This is a genomic window from Moritella sp. (assembly GCF_033791185.1).
In the GTDB taxonomy this organism is placed as follows: Bacteria; Pseudomonadota; Gammaproteobacteria; order Enterobacterales; family Moritellaceae; genus Moritella.
The window spans coordinates 1-5485 of sequence record NZ_JASJHF010000283.1 but is presented as its reverse complement, the minus strand read 5'-3'; the positions used below and the strand labels follow the sequence as shown (position 1 = coordinate 5485).

Annotated in this window: 5 protein-coding genes; 2 read left to right on the top strand and 3 right to left on the bottom strand. The window is 37.9% G+C overall.

Going from position 1 to position 5485, the window contains the following annotated elements; translation table 11 throughout:
- Positions 1–65: 65 nt before the first annotated feature.
- Positions 66–716 (top strand): hypothetical protein, encoded by a 651-nt coding sequence (locus QNK26_RS16030; protein WP_319224890.1) that lies wholly within the window; start codon positions 66–68, stop codon positions 714–716.
- A 107-nt stretch (positions 717–823) separates the two neighbouring features.
- On the opposite strand, the gene QNK26_RS16025 is transcribed toward QNK26_RS16030, so the two are convergent.
- Positions 824–1864 (bottom strand): hypothetical protein, encoded by a 1041-nt coding sequence (locus QNK26_RS16025; RefSeq protein WP_319224889.1) that lies wholly within the window; start codon positions 1862–1864, stop codon positions 824–826.
- 3 nt (positions 1865–1867) lie between these two features.
- Entirely contained in the window at positions 1868–2350 is a 483-nt protein-coding gene (locus QNK26_RS16020) for a hypothetical protein (RefSeq protein WP_319224888.1), read from the bottom strand.
- Positions 2351–2445: 95 nt separating this feature from the next.
- On the opposite strand from QNK26_RS16020, the gene QNK26_RS16015 reads away from it, so the two are divergent.
- A complete protein-coding gene (locus QNK26_RS16015; protein WP_413816372.1) occupies positions 2446–5142 on the top strand; it encodes an ATP-binding protein in 2697 nt (898 codons plus the stop codon).
- 7 nt (positions 5143–5149) lie between these two features.
- Here QNK26_RS16015 and QNK26_RS16010 read toward each other — a convergent pair.
- On the bottom strand, positions 5150–5485 hold a 336-nt coding region (locus tag QNK26_RS16010; RefSeq protein ID WP_319224886.1), incomplete at its 5' end, for a potassium channel family protein.

The following is a 5485-nucleotide window of genomic DNA, read 5'->3' as shown; positions in this document are numbered from 1 at the left end:
GTCCTGAAACGCCTCGTGTTAAAGGTACTTTATCGTTGAAAAAGAAGTAATTAGATATAATGTCTATGGCTAATTACTCTCAGATCGATATACCGTTTGATGCTCGCTACACCTGTTTATTTTGTGGCGAACCATCAAGTGACGTTGTTAATATTCCATTTTCTGTCGATGATATCAATAAAGCGCCACATGAGCCTTTATCAGTACCAACTTGTACCGAGTGCCAGTTAGTCGTAAAAAAGGCGCGTTGTCAGTCTATTCACCAATACCGTAATGCCGTAAAAGCAGCGTTAACCCGTAAATATCAAAAAGCATTAAGTATTGGTTCAAATTGGACTGAGCAAGAGTTACAAGAGTCTGAGTTTGAAGGTGCCGCATTTGAAGGTTTCAAACGTAGTGCGTGGATGATGTATACCATTGCCAAGGAAAGAATTAACTATTCAGGTTGGCCTTTAAGTTTGGATGGCGTTCCCCTTGCTGCTGATGAGGAAGCTGGTGGATTTAAGTTTGATGGCACTGAATTTGTCAGTGTCGAGCACGCGATTGAACATTACATTAAAACCTTTCATCTCGATGCAATACTTTTACCTGAGTTAGTTAAATACTTGGGTAAAGATAAATTTGGGTATGCTGTTCGTGTTAGTCGCCTTTATTTAAATGTATCTGCTGCAGAACGCACGCAGATTGTGGCTGATATTGTCGAGCGTCAAGCTTAAATATAGTCATGTAAATAGTCCATAATTTGATAACTCAAAGTCGTGTTTGATTAAATAAATACGTACGTACTTTGAGTTATTCGGCTATCTACTTAATTATGTCGTTATTAGAAGATAAAGTTAAGCATTACCGTATACAATTGAGCATCAGTATCACCATCAATAGGATCTGTGATTAATTCACCGCTATCACCACCATTTGCATCCGTATATTTCCATTCCGCGTTTAGCGATACAGTAGTCGTTAAATCAAATCGAACACCGAGCAATAGTGAGTTATTCTTTTGGTTATGGTGTGATTCAGCATAGGTAACATAAGGGGTGAACTTATCAATATTATACGCTAAGCTCGAATACCAGTTAAAATGCATTTCATCTATAAGTACTTCAGATGTCAATATCCACCGTTCTAATGAGTACTCAGCACCCAGCGTGAAAATATTAATACTGTTATTTAGATATGGTTTTTCATTCAAATCTAGCGCAAATTTAGAGTGGGTATAGTTGAATATAATTCGATAATCAAAGCCACTTAACTCTGTGGATAAACCAGTCGATTTCTCGATGGTGAAATGGTAACGTGCCGAACCAATATTAACGTCACTTTCACTTTCTATTCCGAAATACGGTGTGATAGCTAAATAATTCTCATCATTTATTTCTATATCCCATGTGCCAGAAATACCATCATAAGACGTAATACCGAGTATCGAACTGTATACTTCTTGGGGAGGACGTGCGGATGTATAAGCTTGCCCTACATAGTAATACTCTGAACTTAAAAACAGCGGTAGTCGCAGCCGCCCAATTTTCAAATCAAAATCCGATACATTGTAGCCAAGGTATGCCCATTCTAGTTCTGGGGATGACCAATTATCTTGAGGCCGCTTTACAACTTGGACTGATGCATTAAATTGATCGGTAAATTGAATATCACCTTGTAAGCCGAAAGTGGTGTCACAGTCGTAGCAAGTGTTATCTGAAATTTCACGATTTATGTAGAGTGGGGTTGAATTATTCGATTGAGTGATAGAGGTAGACCCAAATCCACTGAGTGAAATGTCATCGGTCAGGTAGATTTTTGCGTTTGTTGTAAATGTAACAAGTGATAGTGCTGTCGCGATAAAGCAAAACTTAGATATGCTCATGCTCTATTCCTCCGGATCTAAAACGAATAAAACATTAACATCTTCTGGTAATGACTTGATGGAACTGTAAGCAATGCCATTGGGGTTTTCTGCTAACCAAGCAAGAATGGATGCAATATCATTATTAGATATGGTTACGGGTAGGTTCCCTTTACCTGAAAAGGCTAAGCTGGCTCGGTAGCCATTCATCTGAGGCAATGACTTACCAAGTAAACGTTGATAAAAATTAGCTTTGTCATCGTTGTCTTCTGTTAAATCGACAAGCTTAATATTGGTCTTATTGATCCGCTTTACTTTTCCCTTATATATCATTCGAACCTTACTTTTACTTAGCTCGGGAAAAGCGTTATTTAATGAAAACACCGCAAAACTTCGTCCTTCATCATCATTCTCTACTTGCCCTTCTGCTAATACAGAAAAAAAGGGAGACAGTGAAAAAATGAGTAGTCCTGCGCAAAAATCACGTAAGTTTAATCCTTTAAACATGTTTACCTGCTAATTTTAATTCTATTACCTATCATTTAAGTTAGTAATAAAACGACTAAATAACAATTTAATTTTTACATGGAAGTCAAAAACTTATGCTTAATACGTTGTCGATCAAAAAACGGCTTATGATTCTATTGTTATGCCCACTTCTGTTGCTTACGTTGTTGATTGGCGAGCGAGTTAGTCAATCGGTGTCAACATTAGAGCAACTTAATAAGTTAAAGTTTAGAATCGAGTTGTTAACCGAATCATTGCACTTAAATTCGTTGTTACACTCTTTGCGGATGAGTAAGCTCGTAGATGTAAATTTGCAGGATAATGAACAGTTAACCACCTTTGCATCATCAATAAATACTTTGAAAGAATTATCACCGCTTGCTTTACAGAACGGAGGCAATGCGATTGATTTATTATCTGACTTAGAAGGAGCTGAGGAAGAGTACAGTTATTTAAGTGTTGAAGACGTTAATGACTGGTCAAGTTGGATGTCTGATGCGACAAGTCAATTACTGTTGATATTAGAAAAAGATCAACTCGCTATAAATGATCAAGAAATTGAAAGCTCTCTAGAGGTGCTGTATCAACTGCAATGGTTATATTTTTGGGCAAATGAGGAAAATTGGTACATAAACCTGATTGTAAGAGATATAGGTGTCGATGCAAAAGCTTTACTGCCATCGATCGTTGAAAGGCAGCAACTTTTTATTGAGCGTTTTATTGCAATAAGTGCCGATGATAGTCAGATATCTGTTTTACAGAGTACATTTTCTGATCAAGCTTTTATAGCTAGCTATGCGTTACGTAACTTGATCCAGAATGGACATTTTAAAGCCAATGCCAGTAATTATGATATCTCAGCACTGGATAAACGATTAGCACTTATTCGTCAGGTTGTTTCTAGTGTTGGAACTAACTTATCGACTAAGATTAAAGCTAAAGTTGCAGGCGCTAAAATGCATGTTATTGCATTTTCTATTTTTATTGTGGCGCTGTTATGTTGTGTATCATACCTTGGTTGGATGCTCATCCAGCGCGTTATTGGTAACTTAAAAGCCATTATTACCACGCTAACGAAAATTGAAGAAAAGCATGATTATTCATTAAAAGTTCAAGTAGATGGAAATGATGAATTTAGTGCTTTTGCAAAGATGCTAAATAATTTAATTGAAGAACGATACATAAATGAAAGGCAGATCATTCAAGCCAAAGAAATAGCAGAGCAGGCGAATATCGCTAAAAGCTCATTTCTTGCAAATATGTCACATGAGATCCGCACTCCTTTAAATGGTGTGATTGGTATGTCCAATATTCTCGCAAATACCAAATTGACGCCAACACAGCAAGGCCATCTAGCGACCATCGAGAATTCATCACAAATATTACTGATATTAATTAACGATATTCTTGATTTTTCAAAAATTGAATCTGGTCATCTGGCTATCTCGTATCATAATAGTAATTTACGAGAAATTATTTACGATACCGTCGCGATAGTGATACCAAGCGCGGCATCCAAAAATCTGGATCTGGTTGTTAATATTGATCCGGAGTTACCAGCTGATTTGTTACTTGATGAACATAGGCTGCGTCAAGTTCTAATGAATTTGCTGTCTAACGCGGTTAAGTTTACAGAGCGCGGTCAAGTTTGTTTAACACTCAGTTGTAAATTACTTGCCGATAATCGCTGTGAGTTGTATTTTTCTGTTGCAGATACCGGTACTGGTATTGAAGAGAACAAACAACAAAAAATATTTGAACCTTTTACTCAGGAAGACGGTTCTATTACGCGGGAATTTGGTGGCACAGGTTTAGGCTTAGCGATCAGTACCCAGTTAGTGGACTTAATGGGTGGGAAAATAGATTTAAACTCGATCAAAGGCGAGGGGAGTGACTTCTACTTCACTATTAATGCAGATTTTGTTGCTGAAGTAAGAACGCAGCAATTTGTCCCTGTTGATACTCATGTAACTGTCATCAGCAATGATATGGACTCAAGTGATGATATATACGCTGAATTATCGCGAAGCCATATAACCAACGTCACGACCGTGCCGTATATGCAAGATCTACCTAACTACATGACTGATAAACAGCTAGATAAAAACGTAGAGCAAGTCATAATATACTGCCAAAAAAGCATTAAGTTAACCTTGAAGGACATCGACTTTTTAAATAAACTGCGACTTAAAAATGCCTTTATTTTAGTGCAATCACATTCAGACGATAAGTATGATTTTGATCATCGTATTGATGGTTTAGTCACCACGCCACTACTTGGCTATCGGTTGTTAAAAACCATTCAGTCAGCCGTGGATATTCAGTTTAAATCACCACCAATATCCCCAAATACGCTATCGAGTCCGTTAAATGAACAAGCTCAACAGGCGGATGTTGAGAGTAGCAATAATGCATTGATTCTTATTGTTGAAGATAACTTAATTAATCAGAAGGTCGCAACATTACTGCTTAAACAATGTGGTTACGATAGCCATATAGCCAACAATGGCGAAGAGGCTGTTGAGAAAGTCTCTTCTGGTGAGCATAAATATAAGGCGATTTTGATGGATTGTATGATGCCGGTTATGGACGGTTTTACCGCAACGCTGCATATTCGCGCATGGGAAGCGTCATCTTCTACACCCGCCACTCCAATTATAGCGCTAACGGCAAGTGTACTTGACGCTGATATTCAGCGCTGCTTTGATGTTGGCATGGACGACTATGTGTCAAAACCGTTTAAAAAAGACGTGTTGATAGATAAGATTGAGCGATTAGCAAGCGTTGCTTAACCTGATATTATTTATCGTTGCGAGTGTCGTCAAAAGTATGGGGTTGCTGACAAATTAGTGATTTTAGTTCAGCAATATCCTGCTTTAAATTTACAATTTCAGTTTTTAATTCGTCCACATTTGTTGTTTGGTTAAGTTTCACTTTTTCTCCGCCATCAACAAACCAAGATGAGATGAAACCGGTGAATGTACCAAATAGACCGACACCTGCCGTCATTAGTAATGCCGCTATAATTCGACCACCAGTTGTTACTGGGTAGTAGTCACCATAGCCTACGGTGGTGATGGTGACAAATGCCCACCAAAGTGCATCAATACCAGTATTAATGTTACTGCCTTCCTG

What these genes read in the sequence shown, in the direction of transcription:
- QNK26_RS16030 (WP_319224890.1), top strand. Translation starts at nt 66, where the DNA reads ATGGCTAATTACTCTCAGATCGATATACCGTTTGATGCTCGCTACACC.
- QNK26_RS16025 (WP_319224889.1), bottom strand. Translation starts at nt 1,864, where the DNA reads ATGAGCATATCTAAGTTTTGCTTTATCGCGACAGCACTATCACTTGTT.
- QNK26_RS16020 (WP_319224888.1), bottom strand. Translation starts at nt 2,350, where the DNA reads ATGTTTAAAGGATTAAACTTACGTGATTTTTGCGCAGGACTACTCATT.
- QNK26_RS16015 (WP_413816372.1), top strand. Translation starts at nt 2,446, where the DNA reads ATGCTTAATACGTTGTCGATCAAAAAACGGCTTATGATTCTATTGTTA.